Consider the following 16383-nt stretch of genomic DNA (forward strand, 5'->3'; position numbering starts at 1 on the left):
ACGACGCCGCACCCGGACGGGCGCCACCTGCACAGGTGGCGCCCGTCCGGCCGTCTCAGGCCGGCGCGATGTTCGGCGCGAGCGACAGCGCGAGCACCGCGAGCGCGGCGACGGCGAGGAAGACGACGTCGAACGCCTTCGACCGCGCGGTGACGCCGACCGGCCCGGGCGGCGGGGCGACCAGGCGGACGACGGCGAGCACCGCGAGCTCGACGCCGAGCACCCGCACGGCGACCAGTGCGTCGACGAGCACGGCGAGCGCGCACACGAGCAGGACGCCGGCGAGCGCGCACCACATCACGCGCTGGCTCGGCGCGGAGGGCGCGGTCCGGCCGGCGCCGGATCGGGGTGGGGCGGACGTGGTCATCGAGGTCAGACCCTATCCCCGCGGCGTACGGTGAGGACGTGAGCCGAGATCCCCGCGCGCCGCGGCGCGTCGTCGTCGTCGGTGCCGGGCTCGCAGGGTTGCGCACGGCCAGCGAGCTACGGACCCAGGGGTTCGGCGGCCACGTGGTCGTGCTCGGGGCGGAGGGCGTCCCGCCGTACGACCGGCCCCCGCTGTCGAAGCACCTGCTCGACGTCCCCCAGCCGGTCTGGCTGGCCGACGACCTCGGCACCGACCTCGCCGACGTCGCGGACGCCGTCCATCTCGACGACCCTGCCGAGCGGCTCGAGGTCGGCGACGGCCAGCGCCCCGCCACCGTGACGACCCGCAGCGGGGCGGTGCACACGGCCGACGCCGTCGTGCTCGCGTGCGGCTCGCACCCGGTGCGGCCCGCGGGGTGGGACGGCGCGCTCGTGCTGCACACCGCCGCCGACGCCGCCGCCCTCCGCTCGCGGATCGCGGCCGGCGCCCGCCTGGTGATCGCCGGGGCGGGCTGGATCGGGGCCGAGGTCGCGACGGTGGCCGCGGCCGCCGGGGCCGACGTCACGGTGCTCGAGGCCGGCCGGACTCCGCTCGAGCGTCAGCTCGGCCCGGCGGTCGGCGGCCGGTTCGCGCGGTCGTACGCCGCTGCGGGCATCGACCTACGCCTGGAGACGCCGGTGGCCTCGGCGACGGCCCGCGAGGCCGGCGTGAGGGTGACGGCGGCGGACGGCACGGAGCTCGACGCGGACGTCGCGCTCGCCGCGGTCGGCGTGCGGCCGGCGACGGCGTGGCTGACGGGCGTCGTGCCCCTGACGCCGTCCGGGTACGTGGCGGCCGGGCCGGACGGCGCGGTCGAGGGGCTCGAGGATCGCGGCGTCTGGGCGGTGGGCGACTGCGCGCTGCGCAACTCGACGCGGCACGGCCTCGTGCCGGGCGGGCACTGGACGGCCGCCCTCGAGGACCCGGCCCGCCTCGTCCGGTCACTCCTGGCCGGGTGGGCGGGTGGCGACGTCGGCCCCGCGCCGGGCGTCGTGCCGCCCGAGCCTGCGCCGTACGTCTTCTCCACGCAGCTCGGACACGAGGTCGCCGCGTTCGGACGCACGAGCGCCGACAGCCGGGTCGTGCTGCGCGGGGAGGATCCCCAGGAGTGGACGGCCCTGTACCTGGAGGCCGACGCCGATCTCACCGAACGGCTGGTCGGCGTCGTCGTGGTGGACCGCCCGCGGGACGTCGGACAGGCGCGCAAGCTGCTCGCCCAGCCGGAGCCGCCGGCGCTCGACCTCGCCCGTGCCGCCGACCCTGCCGTGCCGCTCCGCTCGACCGTGCTCGCCTGACGCGTCTCGCTCGCGACCGGCCCGCCGCGAGCCGTCGACTGCTCGACCCCTCCCGCGACACGCCCCCAGCGGCGGGAGGGATCACGCAGTCGACGTCGGGCTCAGTGCGCGAAGTGGCGCGTGCCGGTGAAGTACATCGTCACGCCGGCCGCCTGGGCGGCCGCGATGACCTCCTCGTCGCGCACGGAGCCACCGGGCTGGACGACCGCGCGCACGCCGGCGTCGAGCAGCACCTGCAGGCCGTCGGCGAACGGGAAGAACGCGTCCGAGGCGGCGACGGCCCCACGCGCCCGCTGCGCGCCGTCGGCGAGCGTGTTGGCGCGCTCGACGGCGAGGCGGCACGAGTCGACCCGGTTCACCTGGCCCATGCCGACACCGACGGCAGCACCGCCGTCCGCGAGCAGGATCGCGTTCGACTTCGCGGCCCGGACGGCGCGCCACGCGAAGGCGAGGTCCGCCAGCGTCGAGGGGTCCGCGGCCGATCCCGCGGCGAGCGTCCAGGTCGCCGGGTCGTCGCCCGGCGCGTCCAGCGCGTCCTTCGCCTGCATGAGCATCCCGCCGGAGATCGGTCGGGTCTCGACGCCGCCGCGCCCGGGGGCCTCGGCGGTGAGGATCCGGAGGTTCTTCTTGCGCTGCAGGATCTCCAGCGCCTCGGGCGAGAACGACGGCGCGAGGATCACCTCGGTGAACACCGGCGCGAGAGCCTCGGCCAGCTCCGCCGTCACCTCACCGTTCGCGGCCACCACGCCGCCGTACGCCGAGACCGGGTCGGTGGCGTGCGCCTTCCGGTACGCGTCGGCGACGTCGGTCCCCGTGGCGATCCCGCACGGGTTCGCGTGCTTGATGATGGCCACCGCGGCGTCGTCGTGGTCGTGCGCGGCGCGCCAGGCGGCGTCGGCGTCGACGTAGTTGTTGTAGCTCATGGCCTTGCCGTGCAGCTGCGTCGCCTGCGCGAGACCCGGCGCCCCGTACCCGTGCGTGTACAGCGCGGCCCGCTGGTGCGGGTTCTCGCCGTAGCGCAGCACGTCGGCGCGGTCCCACGTGGCGCCCACCCAGCCCGGGAAGCCCGTGCTCGTGCCCTCGACCTCGTCGTCGGGGGCGACGACGTTGCCGAGCCACGAGGCGACGGCCACGTCGTAGGTGGCGGTGTGCCGGAACGCCGCCGCGGCGAGCGACTGCCGCTGCGCGAGGGTGAACCCGCCGCCCGCGACGGCGCTGACGACGTCCCCGTAGCTCGCCGGGTCGACGACGACGGCGACGTTGGCGTGGTTCTTCGCGGCGCCGCGCACCATGGAGGGCCCGCCGATGTCGATGAGCTCGATGCACTCGTCCTGCGACGCGCCGGACGCCACGGTGGCGGTGAACGGGTACAGGTTGCTGACCAGCAGGTCGAACGGGGCGATCCCGTGCTCGGCGAGCTGGCGCACATGGTCCGGCAGCCGCACGTCCGCGAGCAGGCCGCCGTGCACGCGCGGGTGCAGCGTCTTGACGCGGCCGTCCAGCATCTCGGGGAAGCCGGTCACGTCCTCGACGGCGGTGACGGCGATCCCGGCGTCGGCGATCGTCCTGGCGGTGGAGCCCGTGGAGACGAGCTCGACGCCCGCGTCCGCGAGCGCGCGGGCGAGCTCGACGAGGCCGGTCTTGTCGTAGACGGAGACGAGCGCGCGCCGAACGGGGCGGCGCTCGTCGGCGGGGCTGGCGGGGGCGGTGGTGGTCATCGGGATCCTCCTGATCGCGGACGCGGTCTCGCCCGTGCGGGGCGTGGACCCGGCGCCCAGGCGGACGACGACGGGATCAGGACTCCTCGGCCGCTCCCCGGTGGTCGGTCCCACCCGCGCCAGTCACGGCCGAGACGAGTCTAGCGGCGGTCGCCTACCCGCCGGCCGCCCGCGCGACGTGCTCGACGAACCGGACGAGCGTCGGCACGTAGTCGGGCGCCAGCTCGTCGGTCTCGGGGTGCTCCAGGCGGTGCCCGCCGTCCAGCACGACGACGTCGAGCAGGTCCGGGCGTACCTCCTCGCGCAGCACCTCGAGGCTGCGCTGCACGGGGACGGCCGGGTCCTGGGCGCCGAAGACGGCGAGCAGCGGCACCCGCAGCGCGCGGAGGTCGGGCGCCGGGTCGGCGTCGACGAGCCGCACCGCGAGCCCCCACAGGTCGTCGCCGTCGGGCACGAACGCCCCGAGCGCACGCAGCCGGTCGAGCCCCGGCGCGCGATCGGGCTGCTCCAGCCACGCGCGCGCCTCGCTCGCCGACGCACCGGCCGAGGCGAGATCCATGAGCTCGTCGAAAAGGGCGGCGTCGGCGGCGGCGTGCGGGGCGTCCCCCAGGTGGCGGCGCGTCGCGTGACGCTCCTGCACGCCGGGACTCACCCCGGGTCCGGAGCTCGTGACGACGGCGTCCGCGCCCGCGGCACCGGCCGCGGCGAGCACCACCCACCCGCCCTGGCTGTGCCCGAACAGGATCACGGGCACACCGCCCACGTGGGGCCGCGCGGCCGCGAGACCCGCGACGACGTCGTCCGCCTGCTCCGGGATGCCGGCGGTGAGCCAGTCTCCCCCGGAGCCGCCGACGCCACGCTTGTCGTAGGAGCAGACGGCGGCGCCCGCCGCGAGCAGGGCGGCCCGGATCGGCGGGAAGAAGACGTCGTTGTGCCGGTCCGACGGCCCGGACCCCGGGTGCATCAGCACGAGCGCGCCCGGGTCGCCGTCCGGGAGCCACAGGCTGCCGGCGAGCGTGACGTCGCCGGACGTCGCCGTCAGCTCGCGAGCGGGGCTCATGCGCCGAACCTGACGTGCCGACCGTCCACCGTCCAGCCCTCGCGGGCGAGCCGCCCGACGGCGTCGACCAGCTGCGCGCGTTCGGCGACCTTGATGCGCTCCGTGAGCGTCTCGACGTCGTCGTCGTCGAGCACGGGCACCGCGACCTGCGCGACGATCGGGCCGGCGTCGACCCCGGCGTCGACCACGAACAGCGTGGCACCGGCGACCTTGACGCCGTGCACGAGGGCGTCGGCCGGCGCGCGCATCCCGGGGAACGCGGGCAGCAGCGAGTTGTGCGTGTTGAGGTAGCGCCCCTCGAACCGCGCGAGGAACGTGGCGCCGACCAGCTTGAGGAAGCCGGCGGAGACGACGAGGTCGGGCGCGTGGGCGGCGACCTGGTCGGTGAGGGCCGCGTCCCAGGCCTCGCGGCTCGCGTGGTCCTTGACCACCTCCACGAACGTCGGGATGTCGCGCTCCTGCGCCATCGCGGCGCCGCCGGTGCCGGGTCGATCGGCGCCGACGCCGACGACCTGGACGCCGTAGGCGGGCTCCTCGGCGGCCGCGAGCAACGCCGCGAGGTTGGATCCGCCGCCGGAGAGGAGGACGACGACGCGCGCGGGGGCGCCAGGGCTGCTCAGTGGTCCGGGCACGAGACCCGAGCCTAGCCGCCGCCCGCGGGCGAGAGCGGCCTGGGCGTACGCGAGAATGGGAGCGACTCCGCGCCGCCTCCGGCGCACGAAGGGACGAGACGACGTGAGCGACCCGCACACCCGGGCCGAGGCCGACGACGCAGGCGGTCCCGACCCCGCGGACGTCGTCGCACCGCACCTCCCGCAGGCCTACCCGCCGGCCCCGGACCGCACCGCGGCGCCCCCGCCGGCCGCGCCGCCAGCACCCGCTCCCGCCCCGCCGGCACCCGAGGCTGAGCCGCGAGCCGGCCACGCGCCGCCGAGCCCGGCTCACCACGCGCCCCGCGCCGCTCTCCCGCCCCCGCCCGAGACCGGGCCGCAGCCGACGTGGCGGCCGCCTGCCGCGCGCCCCGTGCCGCCCGCCGTGTCTCCGGAACGCCCGGCGCCGACGCCGGAGGATGCGAGAGCCTTCGCGCGTTCGGTCGGCCTCTTCGCGCTGCTGGTCCTCGGCGCCATGCTCGCGGGGACCCTCCGCCTGCCGTGGCTCGTGATCGCGCCGGTCGTGGCGGTCGCCGCCATCGTGGTGGGCGTCCGGGCGCTCCTGGCCGGGCGGCGGCTCGGGTCCCGCGGAGCGATGGCGCTCCTGGCCGTCGGGCTCGTGCTCAGCACGATGTTCCTGGTCTCGTCCGCGTCGACGCTCGTGCTGTGGCCGGTCCAGGTCGAGCGCCAGGAGTGCCTCGACCGTGCCCTGACCCACGGCGCGCGGGACGCGTGCGAGGCGACCTACACCGAGAACCTCAACGACCTGCTGGATCGGGTCTCCGGCTGACGGGCCAGCGCAGGCCCGTCGGCAGCAGCCTGGCAGCCGCGGCACCGGCGGCGACGCCGACGGCCACCTCCACGGCGAGCGCCGGCATCACGAGCAGGGCCGACGGCCCCACCGCCACGAGGGGTCCGACGACGCCGCTCGCGGCCCAGCAGGCCAGCCCCACGGCGGCGACGACGACGCCGAGGGCGACGCCCGCCGTCGTCGCCTGCTGCCGCCACGTGGCGGACCGCCCACGCGTGGCACGCCACGCGGCGACGGCGGCGAGCAGCACCGGGACGAGCACGACCCAGCCGGCGGACGCCCACGCGGTACCGGGCTCCGGCAGCGCGGCGAGCGCCGGGATCGCGGGCAGCGGTCCGGCGACGACGGCGTCCGGGGCCACGGAGACGTCGGGGCCGAGCGTGAAGCCCGGTCCGGCGAGCCACGCCACCGCCCAGACGGCCGCCGTCGGGAGCACGAGGAGCTGCGCGCCCACGAGCACGACGGCGCTCACGGCGTCGGGGGCGAGGGCGTCGTGCACCTCGCGCACCTCACCGGCGGCGCCGAGAAGGGCGGCGACGACGACGACGGCGCCGGCCGCGCCGAGCAGGACGAGCACCCGCACACCGAGGCGCATGCCCGCGATGACGTCGGTGGGGATCCGGCCGGGCACCCGGAGCGCGTCGGGCCAGCCGGACCTGGCAAGTCCGATCGCGATGCCGCCGGCGACGACGGCGAGGGCGCCGACGACGCCCCGCACGCCGGGTGTGACGTCGGCGAACGCGTAGGCGCCGACGACGACGGCGAGCCCGGCCCCGGCGGCGGACGCCACGCCGGCGAGGCTCGTCAGCCGTGCCCGGCGCACGCTCGCCGCCAGGAGCACGAGGCACAGCAGCGTGACGCCCAGCGGCACCACCGACACCGGTGCACCGAGGTCGAGCACCTGGCCCAACCCCAGCAGCCACGCAGCCGCACCGGCACGCGCGGCGTCGATCCAGCTCGCCTCGCCGAGCACCGGGGAGCTCACGGTGGCCACGTACGTCGCGACCGCGGGGATCGCCACGATGAGCAGCGACCCGAGCATGCCCTCCAACCCGGCCAGCACACCGCGCGGCAGCTCGTCGGGGACACGCAGGCGCCGGACCGCGTACTCGGTCGTGGCGTCGGGCGCCTCGACGACGCGGCGCGCGTCGGTCCCGCCGGGTCGGACGGGTGAGGTGGGGCGCGTGGGCGTGGACGTCATCGCTCCCATGGTCCGACGGCGCACGGGAGTTGCGCGGGACGCTCGGCTCCGGCGTGTCCCCGGCGGTGCGCGACACGGACGCAGAACGCCCGGGACGCGAGGCGCGTCCCGGGCGTCCGGAAGATCCGGCTACCAGCTCAGGACAGCAGCGCCCGCACGAGCTCGGCGGTCTCGGACGGCGTCTTGCCGACCTTGACGCCGGCGGCCTCGAGGGCCTCCTTCTTGGCCTGCGCGGTGCCCGACGAGCCGGACACGATGGCTCCGGCGTGGCCCATCGTCTTGCCCTCCGGCGCCGTGAACCCGGCGACGTAGCCGACGACCGGCTTCGTGACGTTGGCCTTGATGAACTCGGCGGCCCGCTCCTCGGCGTCTCCCCCGATCTCGCCGATCATGACGATCGCCTCGGTCTCGGGGTCCGCCTCGAACGCCGCGAGGGCGTCGATGTGCGTGGTGCCGATGACCGGGTCGCCGCCGATGCCGACGGCCGTCGAGAACCCGAAGTCCCGCAGCTCGTACATCATCTGGTAGGTCAGCGTGCCGGACTTCGAGACCAGCCCGACCTTGCCCGGGCCCGTGATGTTCGCCGGGATGATGCCGACGTTCGAGAGCCCGGGGCTGATCACGCCGGGGCAGTTCGGACCGATGAGCCGCACGCCGCGCTCGTGCGCGAGCGTGAAGAACTCGGCGGTGTCCGCGACCGGCACGCCCTCGGTGATGATGACGACGAGCGGCACGCCGGCCTCGATCGCCTCGACCACCGCCGCCTTGGTGAACGCGGGCGGGACGAAGATCACGGAGACGTTCGCGCCCGTGGCGGCGACGGCGTCGGCCACCGTGCCGAACACGGGCACGTCGACCTCCCCGCCGTCCGGCGCCGGGAACGTCTGCGACTGGCCGGCCTTGCGCGGGTTGACGCCGCCGACGATGTTCGTGCCGGACGCGAGCATGCGCGTCGTGTGCTTGGTGCCCTCCGAGCCGGTCATCCCCTGGACGATGACGGTGGAGCTTGCGTCGATGAAGATCGCCATGAGTCTGTCGTGGTCCTCGTGTCTCGTTCGGGCGGGATCAGGCGGTGACGGCGGAGTGGGCCGCGGCGGCGGCAGCGTCGGCCCCGCCGTCCATGGTCTCGGCGAGCGTCACCAGCGGGTGGTTCGCCTCGGCGAGGATCGCCCGGCCCTCCTCGACGGCGTTGCCGTCCAGCCGCACGACGAGGGGCTTGTTCTCCTTGTCGCCGAGGATCTCCAGCGCCTGCACGATGCCACGGGCGACCTCGTCGCACGCGGTGATCCCGCCGAACACGTTGACGAACACGCTCTTGACCTGCGGGTCGCCGAGGATGACGTCGAGACCGGCGGCCATCACGGCCGCCGAGGCGCCGCCGCCGATGTCCAGGAAGTTGGCGGGCTTGACGCCGCCGTGCCGCTCCCCCGCGTACGCGACGACGTCGAGCGTGCTCATGACGAGGCCCGCGCCGTTGCCGATGATGCCGACCTCACCGTCGAGCTTGACGTAGTTGAGGTCGTGCGCCTTCGCCTTGGCCTCGAGCGGGTCCGCGGAGGCGGCGTCCTCGAGCTCCGCGTGCTCCGGGTGCCGGAACTCGGCGTTGTCGTCGAGCGTCACCTTGCCGTCGAGGGCGATGACCCGGCCGTCGGTCGTCCGCACGAGCGGGTTGACCTCGACGAGCGTCGCGTCCTCGGCGTCGTAGACGGTCCACAGCTTCTGGATCACGTCGGCGACGGCGCCCGCGACGTCGTCGGCGAAGCCCGCCGCGGCCACGATCTCCGCCGCCTTGGCGGCGTCGATGCCGACGAGCGGGTCGACGGCGACGCGCGCCAGCGCCTCCGGACGCTCGACGGCGAGCTGCTCGATCTCCACGCCGCCCTCGACGCTCGCCATGGCGAGATAGCTGCGGTTCGCGCGGTCGAGCAGCACGGAGAAGTAGTACTCCTCGGCGATGCTCGCACCCTCGGCGATCATCACGCGGTGCACCGTGTGCCCCTTGATGTCCATCCCGAGGATCTGCTCGGCGGCCTCGGCGGCCTCCTCGGGCGAACGCGCCAGCTTGACGCCACCCGCCTTGCCACGGCCCCCGGTCTTCACCTGGGCCTTGACGACCACGACAGAACCGGCGCCGCTCGTCAGCGTCTCGGCCGCCGCCCGCGCCTCGTCGACCGTCGTGGCGACGATGCCGCCGAGCACGGGGACACCGTGCTTCTCGAACACGTCCCGTGCCTGGTACTCGAACAGGTCCACCGGTGCCTGGTCCTTCCGTCGCCGCGACCGCAGGTCGCGGCCGTGTCTGGTGCCTGGAGCGATGCCTCGACGTCGAGACATCCCTCGGAAGGGTAGTCCCCTTCCGCTGCGCGAGGACACGCGGGGCGGACGACGGCGGGTGTTCCGTTGGCCACATCGCCGCCAGAACCTGCCGGCACAGCGGCCCGGCAGGAGCGTCAGGAGTCGGCGACGACGAGCGCCACGACCAGGACGGCGAACGCCACCAGCAGGGCGCCGACGGCGAGCAGCACCACGCCGAGCGCGCGGAGGCCGCCGCCCGGCGGCGTCAGCGAGGCGACGGCCGGCCGTCGCGGCGAGACGTAGACCGGCAGGACGGCCCCGGGCTGCGGCGCACCGGCCGCCCGTGCGTCGAGGGCCACCCGGCGGGGCACCCCGCGCGGGTCGACGAGATCGACCTGGACGTGCCCGGCCGGGGCGCCGGGCACCGAGCCCGCGACGCGGGCCGGGACGACGCCCACCACCGCGGCGCTCGAGCGCCACAGGAGGTACCATCCGAACCCGACAGCCGCCAGCACCAGCGGGCCGACGACCACGACGAGGCCAACGATCACGTAGGCGATCGCCTCGCCCGAACCCGGCGCGCGCATGGCGCCCTCCTCTCGCTCCCGTCCGGCGCGTCCGTCCCGCCGGGTCGCTCGATCGCCCATCCTGGCGCACCCGCCCACCATCCGGCCGTCAACCGTAGTTGACATCTCGAGCGGTGTCAACCTAGATTGACGCTATGACCACGGAGATGGATGCGGCGACGAGCGACGACCCGGCCGTCGGGCTCCGCGCGGTCCGCTCGCTGCGGGAGCTCGCGGACCGGCTCGAGTCCCTCCAGGTCGAGCGAGCCCGCGCGCTCGGCTGGTCCTGGCAGGACGTGGCGGAGGCGCTCGGCGTCTCCCGGCAGGCGGTGCACAAGAAGCACGGGGCCCGCGGCCCCCTCGGCAGGAAGGGCTGACATGTTCGAGAGGTTCACGGACCCGGCGCGGGCCGCCGTCGTCCACGCCCAGGAGCGTGCCCGCGCGATGCGGGCGCCGCGGGTCGGGTCGGAGCACCTGCTCCTCGGAGTCGCCGACACCGGCGGCGCCGGCGGCGCGGCCCTGCGCACCGCCGGGCTCGACACCCCGCGTCTCGCGGAGCTCGCTGCCGGAGCCGCCGAGGACGACCTCGACCCCGAGGCTCTCGCCACCCTCGGGATCGACCTCGATGCCGTGCGGGCGCGCACCGACGCCCTCTTCGGATCCGGTGCGCTCGAGCGCGCCGGATCACGGCGCCCGCGCGGCGGGCACATCCCGTTCGAGCAAGAGACGAAGAAGGCCCTCGAGCTCGCCCTGCGGGAGGCCATCCGGCTGCGCCAGCGGCACATCGACACGGGGCACCTGCTCCTCGGGATCCTGCGCGCCGACTGCACCGGCCGCCGCGTGCTGCAGCGTGCAGGCGCGGACGTCGACGACCTCCGCGCGATCACCGTGACGGCGATCGCCGAGGCGGCGGCCTGAGGTGCCCGCCTACCGCGTGCGCCTCCGCCGGTACGACGACGCCGGCGTCGCCCGCTGGGCGCGCACCGTCCGCGCCGCCCGGCTCGAGGACGCCGTCGACCTCGCCTGCCTCGGAGCGGGACTGCGGCGGCGGGACCCCGCCCACGCGGACCCGCTGCAGCTCGTCGGGACGTGGAGCGCTCGCCGCGTCGGGCCTGCCGGCCGACGCGACCGGCGCGTGGGCCAGCTCGTCCGCCGCGAGCCCCCGGCACTCGTGCTGGCCGCGCTCGCTCGCGGAGGTCCTGGACCCGGACCGCTGCGAGCCGCCCGGCGTCGGCGCCGTCCGCGGTCCTGACGCCGCGCCCTCAGCCCTGCGGCGTCAGCCCTGCGGCGGCGGCCCGAGCTCGGCCAGTGCCGCCTGGACGACGTCGGCGTACACCTCGGTCCCGGCCATCGTCGGGTGCGTGCGGTCGGAGTGGAGCAGCTCCGGTCGGTCGGCGACGGCGGCGTGCCAGTCGGCGACGACGACGTTCGGGTAGTCAGCGGCGATCGCCGCCAGGAGTGCGTTCGCGTCAGGCACCCAGTAGCTGACGCCGACCGTGTTCACGAGCACGACGCGGCGCTCGGGCCCGATGAGGTCGAGCACCTGGCGCATCGCGTCCTCGGACCCGTCGAACTGGAACCCCCCGTTCGTGCCGAAGTTCAGCACGACGACGTCCCGCAGGGTTCCGGCGTCGAGCGCCGCCTGCACGAGCGCGGGGGCGTCGAGCCACTTGCGGATCGGCTCGGCGTCCAGGGCGATCCCCGGGAACCTGGTGAGGACGGCCGGCGCGGCGCCGGACAGCACCGAGTCGCCGAAGGCGCTGATCTGCTCGCCGGTGACCGGCGGCGGCGCCTCGGGCGCGGCGTCGGGTGGCGTGCCCGCTGACGGCGCGGCATCCGGCGGGACGTCCGTGCCGGGGTCGGCGGCGGCGTCGCCGTCGGGAGACGAAGCGGAGGAGTCGGCGATCGCGGCGAGACCCGCCTCCACGGACTGCTGAGCGCCCGAGGAGCGGGGCGCCGTCGCCGTCGCCACCATCGCGCAGACGACGGCGAGCGACACGAGGGCCGCCGCGAGCCGCGGGGCGGGGCGGCGCGAGGCGGTGGCGACCCTGGCGAGAGTCGCGCGAAACCCGTCGCGCCGCACGGGCGCCTCGACCCACCGGTACGACGCCGCGGCGAGCCCGAACGTGGCAGCCAGGGCGAGCGCCGTCGTCGCCCACCAGGAAGGCGAACGCGGGGGCGCGTCCGCGGCCGCCGCGACCACGAGGAGCAGCGGCCAGTGCCACAGGTAGATCCCGTAGGAGCGCTCACCCACCCACACGAGAGGTCGGGACTCGAGCACGCGCACGTACGGTCCGCGACCGGCGGCGCAGCCGAGCACGGCGAGCAGCGCGAGCACGGAGGCGAGCAGGATGCCGCCGCGGTAGGTGAACGCCGCGTCGCTGTGCAGGAGCGCCATGAGCGCGACGAGGGCGACGACGGCCACGGGCGCGAGCCGGCGCAACGGCAGCGGGAGGCCACGCCCCGCGCGTCCGGAGAGCCAGAACGCGGCGCCGACGCCGAGGAGCAGACCCACGACGTGGGTGTCCGTGCCGTAGTACACGCGTGTCGGGTCGGCGCCCGGCGCGTAGAGCACCGCCATCGCCACGGCCGACGCGAGCGCCGCGGCGCCGGCCACGGCCACCCGGGCGCGCCAGGTCCGGACCACCGCGAGCAGGACGGCGAGCGCCACCGGCCAGATCAGGTAGAACTGCTCCTCGATGGCCAGCGACCAGAACGTCGCGAACAGCTGCGGCGCGGTCTGGTCGAAGTAGCTCGCCTCCGCGGCGACGGCGAGCCAGTTGCTCGAGAAGGTCGCGGCGCCGAGCACCTGCCGCCCGATGCCGACGAGCAGATCGGGCTCGACGAGACGTGCGAGCAGCACCCCCGTCACGACGACCGTCGCGAGAGCGGGCAGCAGCCGCCGCGCCCGGCGCGCCCAGAACCGGCGCAGGTCGAGGCGACCCGCGTCCCGCACCTCCCGGAGCAGGAGGGTCGTGATGAGGAACCCGCTCACGACGAAGAACACGTCCACGCCGAGAAAGCCGCCAGGCAGGGCCTGCGGCCACGTGTGATAGACGAGCACGGCGAGCACGGCGAGAGCGCGCAGCCCGTCGAGACCCCGGATCCGGGACGACGACGGCCGGCTCGGAGCGTGCGGCGCCGTCGTCGTGCGCCCCGACCGCCCCGGCGACGGCGCGGCAGGCTCGGGGCGGGCGCGAGTCAGCGTCGTGCTCACACCGACCTCCCGACACCGCGGCGACCCATCGCGACTCCTGGCCCGGGCGCACGCTATCGCCAGTGCACCCGCATCGTCGGCGCGACGCGGCGGCGGAGACCGGATCGTGTCATCGGCGTTCTGCTAGGCCGGAGTGTGACATCGGCGGGCGCCCGGCCTGGTGCGCCTCAGAGCTTGGTGACCGGCGAGTAGCGCAGCAGGAGGCGCTTCACGCCGTCCGTCCCGAAGTCGATCTTCGCGACCTGGCTCGACCCGGCGCCCTCGAGCGCGACGACCGTGCCGAGGCCGTACGCGTCGTGCGTCACCCGGTCGCCGACGTCGAGGCTCGGCACGTCCGCGCGCGGCGTCGCGGACCCGAACGTCGCCCCGGTGGCCTGGCTCGGCGCGGTGCGCGGCCCCGTCCCTCCGGTGACGCCCGACCGGACTCGGCCGGACCCGACGCTGCCGCTCCCCCACGACCCGCGGAGCTGCTGCATGCTCGACTCCGCCCGCCGCCAGTCCAGGAGCTCGTCCGGGATGTCGTCGAGGAACCGGGACGCCGGCAGCTCGTGCGGTACGCCGAACGCTGTACGCACGGCGGCACGCGAGATGTACAAACGCTCCCGGGCGCGGGTCAGGGCGACGTAGGCCAGACGGCGCTCCTCGCTGAGCTCCGCCGGGTCGGCCAGCGACCGGGCGTGCGGGAACGTGCCGTCCTCCAGCCCGGTCACGAACACGACGGGGAACTCCAGACCCTTCGCCGTGTGGACCGTCATGAGCGTGACCACGCCGCCCGACGCGTCGTCGTCCGGGAGCTGGTCGGTGTCTGCGACGAGCGCCACGCGCTCGAGGAAGTCGCCGAGGTCGCCGTCCGGGTCGGCCTCGGAGAACTCGGCCGCCACCGCGTGCAGCTCGGCCAGGTTCTCGACACGCGTGGCGTCCTGCGGGTCGTCGCTCGCGCGCAGCTCGGCGAGGTATCCCGACCGGTCGAGCGCGGAGTCCAGCACCTCGGCAGGCGTGGCACCGCCGGCGGCCATCGCACGCAGGTCGGCCAGCAGCCGCGCGAACTCCGTGACGATGCCGAGAGCGCGCGTCGCCAGGCCGGGCACGTCGGCGGCCGCCTCGAGCGCCATCGCGACCAGGTCCCCCGTGATCGCGACTCGTAGTAACCACTCCGCGTCGAGAACGTTGTCGGCCGTCGCGGAGGCGTCACCGGGGACGATCAACCGCGGGAGCACCTGGACGGTCGCCGTGCCGGCGATGACGAGATTGACCAGGTACAGCCAGCCCGTGACCCGGTACAGGGAGCGCGCATCGGAGAACGAGCCGCGCATCCGCGTGCTCTCTTCTCCTCCGACTCCAGCGTGGGCACGCACGAGGTCAGCTCGACCGCACGGCGCGAGCCGTCGTCGCCAGCACGACCGCCGCCACGGCGTCGGGGGCGTCGGGCATCGGGACGTGTCCAGCGCCGCGGAGCTCTGCGGCGATCGTCTGCGGAGGCAGCTCGTGGGTGAACCGGCTCTGCCACGGGAGCAGGATGCGGTCGCGCGTGCCGAACGCCAGCGTGACCGGAGCGTCGATTTCGCCGTGCCGGACGAACCGGATCGGGAGCGTGGCGGCGAGCGTCGAGCGGAAGCCCCCTCCGGTGCCCATCGCCGTGACGAGACCCTGCGCGCCACCGGGCGTGGCCAGCTCGGGGTGACCGAGGATCTGCCAGAAGACGAGTCGCCGGGACCACGGCCACCGCGACAACGCATGGAGGACGCCGGCGCCGCGGCGGCACGCCCACCAGGTGCCGAGCAGGCTGACCCGGCAGTACGCCGGGGTCCGCCGTCGCCAGAGCCCGGCCGGGCTGAGGAGCGTCACGCTGGCGACCGGCCGCCGCTGGGCGAGCTCGAGCGCGATCCAGCCGCCGAGCGAGTTCCCGACCAGATGGGGGCGCTCGATGCGGAGCTCGTCGAGCGTCGCGGCGACGGCGGCGGCGAGGCGCCTCGGGCTCGGCTCGTCACCGGGCGCGAGAGTCGGCGAGTCGCCGAAACCCGGGAGGTCGACCGCCAGCACGTCATGGTGCCCGGCGAGCATCGGGATCACGCGGTCCCAGACGCCGCGGTCGCCACCGATGCCGTGCAGCAGGACGACGGGCTCGCCGCTCCCGCGCCGCACGTGCGCCAGGACCGTGCGGCCGGCGGGTGCGGTGCTCATGATGCCGCTCCGCTGCGCCAGGCGCGCTCGAGCTTCGCCGGCGCTCGTACGAAGTCGACCCGCGAGACGAGCCCACCGGAGACCGTGAGCGCGATGACGTCCGTGAGCGCGGCGGCGCGGAACACGGCCAGACCGGGCGCTCCGTTGACCGAGACGACGACGACGCGTTCGTCGGGTCGGACCCGCCCGGCGATCCCCACCAGGAACCGGGCGACCCGATCCGCGCCGACGACGGGGCGCCGGACCGCGCTGACCTCCCCGCCGCCGTCACTGGTCAGCACGACGTCGGGGTCGAGGTATCTGACGAGATCGGCGAGGCTGCCGCCCGTCGCGGCCGCGAGGAACCGCTCCACCACCGCACGGTGCTCCGCCGGGGCGATGTCGAACCGCGGAGCACGCTCGGCCACGTGCCGGCGTGCGCGGGCTGCGAGCTGCCGCACGGCCGCCGGCGATCGACCGACGACCCGAGCGACGTCCGCGAACGTCAGCTCGAACAGGTCGTGCAGCACCCACGCCGTCCGCTCGGCCGGCGAGAGCGACTCGAGGACGACGAGGAGCGCGTAGCGGAGGCGATCGTCGAGCGTCACCCGGTCCGCAGGGTCCGGGTCCGCCGCATCGACCACCGGCTCCGGCAACCAGGAACCGGGATACGACTCGCGGCGATGGTGAGCGGACCGCAGGACGTCGATCGCCGCGCGCGACACCGCGACGATCGACCACCCCTCGACGTCCAGCACCGGCTGACCCGCGTCCGCCTCCACGAGCCGCATCCAGCACTCCGAGACGATGTCTTCGGCCTCGGCGTAGCTCCCGAGGATCGCGTAGGCCACGCCGACCAGCCGCGGCCGCGCCTCGTCGTAGAGCTCCGCGAGGATCTGGCAGCGCGCACTCACCGTGCCACGTCCGGCTGTCGCGCGACGAGACGGAGAGGCGGAGTCGTGTTCCGTGCCGTGCTCTCACTCATGGCTACAGGACGAGACTGC

At 75.5% G+C, this 16383-nt stretch carries 16 protein-coding genes, 2 pseudogenes and 1 riboswitch; of the genes and pseudogenes, 5 read left to right on the top strand and 13 right to left on the bottom strand.

Annotated features, from left to right (window positions below; all coding sequences use genetic code 11):
• Positions 1–55: 55 nt before the first annotated feature.
• Entirely contained in the window at positions 56–367 is a 312-nt protein-coding gene (locus BCAV_RS15160) for a DUF3017 domain-containing protein (RefSeq protein ID WP_043347329.1), read from the bottom strand.
• Between the two features lie 38 nt (positions 368–405).
• On the opposite strand from BCAV_RS15160, the gene BCAV_RS15165 reads away from it, so the two are divergent.
• Positions 406–1701 carry an NAD(P)/FAD-dependent oxidoreductase gene (locus BCAV_RS15165; RefSeq protein ID WP_043347332.1) on the top strand — a complete coding sequence of 432 codons (1296 nt, stop codon included), beginning with the start codon at positions 406–408 and terminating at the stop codon, positions 1699–1701.
• 101 nt (positions 1702–1802) lie between these two features.
• Here BCAV_RS15165 and purH read toward each other — a convergent pair whose 3' ends face one another.
• The 3 genes from purH to purN all read right to left on the bottom strand — a co-directional run bounded on the left by purH (position 1803) and on the right by purN (position 5111).
• Positions 1803–3419: a bifunctional phosphoribosylaminoimidazolecarboxamide formyltransferase/IMP cyclohydrolase gene (gene purH / locus BCAV_RS15170; protein WP_015883496.1), complete on the bottom strand. Its 1617-nt coding sequence runs from the start codon at positions 3417–3419 to the stop codon at positions 1803–1805.
• Positions 3420–3466: 47 nt separating this feature from the next.
• Positions 3467–3556, bottom strand: a riboswitch (ZMP/ZTP riboswitch).
• 17 nt (positions 3557–3573) lie between these two features.
• On the bottom strand, positions 3574–4479 hold the full coding sequence (locus tag BCAV_RS15175; RefSeq protein WP_015883497.1) for an alpha/beta hydrolase: 906 nt from the start codon (positions 4477–4479) through the stop codon (positions 3574–3576).
• Positions 4476–5111 carry a phosphoribosylglycinamide formyltransferase gene (gene purN / locus BCAV_RS15180; RefSeq protein ID WP_015883498.1) on the bottom strand — a complete coding sequence of 212 codons (636 nt, stop codon included), beginning with the start codon at positions 5109–5111 and terminating at the stop codon, positions 4476–4478. Before purN ends, BCAV_RS15175 begins: the two co-directional genes overlap by 4 nt.
• Positions 5112–5214: 103 nt before the next feature.
• On the opposite strand from purN, the gene BCAV_RS15185 reads away from it, so the two are divergent.
• Entirely contained in the window at positions 5215–5919 is a 705-nt protein-coding gene (locus BCAV_RS15185) for a hypothetical protein (protein ID WP_015883499.1), read from the top strand.
• Here BCAV_RS15185 and BCAV_RS15190 read toward each other — a convergent pair.
• The 4 genes from BCAV_RS15190 to BCAV_RS15205 form a co-directional block, all read right to left on the bottom strand.
• A complete protein-coding gene (locus tag BCAV_RS15190) occupies positions 5888–7141 on the bottom strand; it encodes a cell division protein PerM (RefSeq protein ID WP_015883500.1) in 1254 nt (417 codons plus the stop codon). The two genes, BCAV_RS15185 and BCAV_RS15190, sit on opposite strands and share 32 nt — an antisense overlap.
• 137 nt (positions 7142–7278) lie before the next feature.
• Entirely contained in the window at positions 7279–8169 is an 891-nt protein-coding gene (sucD, locus tag BCAV_RS15195) for a succinate--CoA ligase subunit alpha (RefSeq protein ID WP_015883501.1), read from the bottom strand.
• Between the two features lie 37 nt (positions 8170–8206).
• A complete protein-coding gene (gene sucC / locus BCAV_RS15200; RefSeq protein ID WP_015883502.1) occupies positions 8207–9394 on the bottom strand; it encodes an ADP-forming succinate--CoA ligase subunit beta in 1188 nt (395 codons plus the stop codon).
• 197 nt (positions 9395–9591) lie between these two features.
• Entirely contained in the window at positions 9592–10023 is a 432-nt protein-coding gene (locus BCAV_RS15205; protein WP_015883503.1) for a hypothetical protein, read from the bottom strand.
• A 134-nt stretch (positions 10024–10157) separates the two neighbouring features.
• Here BCAV_RS15205 and BCAV_RS15210 point away from each other — a divergent pair, with 134 nt between their 5' ends.
• The 3 genes from BCAV_RS15210 to BCAV_RS15220 are packed head-to-tail and all read left to right on the top strand — an operon-like array spanning position 10158 to position 11254.
• Entirely contained in the window at positions 10158–10379 is a 222-nt protein-coding gene (locus BCAV_RS15210; protein ID WP_015883504.1) for a hypothetical protein, read from the top strand.
• A gap of 1 nt (position 10380) precedes the next feature.
• Complete coding sequence (locus BCAV_RS15215; protein WP_015883505.1) at positions 10381–10920, top strand: Clp protease N-terminal domain-containing protein; 540 nt, start codon at positions 10381–10383, stop codon at positions 10918–10920.
• Between the two features lies 1 nt (position 10921).
• Positions 10922–11254 carry a hypothetical protein gene (locus BCAV_RS15220; RefSeq protein WP_015883506.1) on the top strand — a complete coding sequence of 111 codons (333 nt, stop codon included), beginning with the start codon at positions 10922–10924 and terminating at the stop codon, positions 11252–11254.
• A gap of 24 nt (positions 11255–11278) precedes the next feature.
• Here BCAV_RS15220 and BCAV_RS21730 read toward each other — a convergent pair whose 3' ends face one another.
• The 5 genes and pseudogenes from BCAV_RS21730 to sigJ form a co-directional block, all read right to left on the bottom strand.
• Positions 11279–13219 (bottom strand): acyltransferase family protein, encoded by a 1941-nt coding sequence (locus BCAV_RS21730; RefSeq protein WP_015883507.1) that lies wholly within the window; start codon positions 13217–13219, stop codon positions 11279–11281.
• A gap of 167 nt (positions 13220–13386) precedes the next feature.
• Positions 13387–14328 (bottom strand): annotated as a pseudogene (locus tag BCAV_RS15230) (3'-5' exonuclease); the annotation flags it as partial.
• Positions 14329–14532: pseudogene (locus BCAV_RS23435) on the bottom strand (DUF4386 family protein); the annotation flags it as partial.
• Between the two features lie 46 nt (positions 14533–14578).
• Positions 14579–15400 (bottom strand): alpha/beta fold hydrolase, encoded by an 822-nt coding sequence (locus BCAV_RS15235; protein WP_015883508.1) that lies wholly within the window; start codon positions 15398–15400, stop codon positions 14579–14581.
• Positions 15397–16293 (bottom strand): RNA polymerase sigma factor SigJ, encoded by an 897-nt coding sequence (gene sigJ, locus BCAV_RS15240; protein ID WP_015883509.1) that lies wholly within the window; start codon positions 16291–16293, stop codon positions 15397–15399. The genes BCAV_RS15235 and sigJ overlap by 4 nt, the downstream gene beginning before the upstream one ends.
• Between the last annotated feature and the right edge of the window lie 90 nt (positions 16294–16383).

It is taken from the genome of Beutenbergia cavernae DSM 12333 (genome assembly GCF_000023105.1).
GTDB classification, from domain to species: domain Bacteria; phylum Actinomycetota; class Actinomycetes; order Actinomycetales; family Beutenbergiaceae; genus Beutenbergia; species Beutenbergia cavernae.

What these genes read in the sequence shown, in the direction of transcription:
- BCAV_RS15190 (WP_015883500.1), bottom strand. Translation starts at nt 7,141, where the DNA reads ATGACGTCCACGCCCACGCGCCCCACCTCACCCGTCCGACCCGGCGGG.
- BCAV_RS15215 (WP_015883505.1), top strand. Translation starts at nt 10,381, where the DNA reads ATGTTCGAGAGGTTCACGGACCCGGCGCGGGCCGCCGTCGTCCACGCC.
- BCAV_RS15160 (WP_043347329.1), bottom strand. Translation starts at nt 367, where the DNA reads ATGACCACGTCCGCCCCACCCCGATCCGGCGCCGGCCGGACCGCGCCC.
- BCAV_RS15210 (WP_015883504.1), top strand. Translation starts at nt 10,158, where the DNA reads ATGACCACGGAGATGGATGCGGCGACGAGCGACGACCCGGCCGTCGGG.
- sucD (WP_015883501.1), bottom strand. Translation starts at nt 8,169, where the DNA reads ATGGCGATCTTCATCGACGCAAGCTCCACCGTCATCGTCCAGGGGATG.
- purH (WP_015883496.1), bottom strand. Translation starts at nt 3,419, where the DNA reads ATGACCACCACCGCCCCCGCCAGCCCCGCCGACGAGCGCCGCCCCGTT.
- BCAV_RS15205 (WP_015883503.1), bottom strand. Translation starts at nt 10,023, where the DNA reads ATGCGCGCGCCGGGTTCGGGCGAGGCGATCGCCTACGTGATCGTTGGC.
- BCAV_RS15235 (WP_015883508.1), bottom strand. Translation starts at nt 15,400, where the DNA reads ATGAGCACCGCACCCGCCGGCCGCACGGTCCTGGCGCACGTGCGGCGC.
- BCAV_RS15175 (WP_015883497.1), bottom strand. Translation starts at nt 4,479, where the DNA reads ATGAGCCCCGCTCGCGAGCTGACGGCGACGTCCGGCGACGTCACGCTC.